The organism is Bacillus cereus group sp. N12 (assembly GCF_016483575.1).
Classification (GTDB): Bacteria; Bacillota; Bacilli; order Bacillales; family Bacillaceae_G; genus Bacillus_A; species Bacillus_A toyonensis.
Genome location: NZ_JAEHBO010000222.1, coordinates 1 through 277, shown reverse-complemented (window position 1 = coordinate 277; position 277 = coordinate 1). Strand labels below are relative to the sequence as shown.

The window sequence follows — 277 nt, the reverse complement described above, 5'->3', positions numbered from 1 at the left end:
GTATTTGGGCTGAATGTTGTATGTTCCATACTTAGTGCTGGTGAGGATTTTGTAACATTTGATTCTTGAACATTTGGCACTGTTGCCCCGACTGCTTCAGCTACTAAAGTAGCTAATTCTGTACTTATATGACCAATCATATCTACGACTTGTTGGCGAACTGATTTACTTTTTACTTTTCCTAATTCAAAGGAGAAGGCCTGCATAATATGGATTTTTTCGACGTGGCTCATACTATTCCAAAATAAACGGGCTTGTGAGAAATGGTCTTTAAAAC

1 protein-coding gene is annotated in these 277 nt (G+C 37.5%); it reads right to left on the bottom strand.

Annotated features, from left to right (window positions below; translation table 11 throughout):
* Positions 1 to 277 (bottom strand): catalase-related domain-containing protein (locus tag JDS92_RS30235; RefSeq protein WP_274606237.1); only part of this gene is annotated, 277 nt, incomplete at both ends.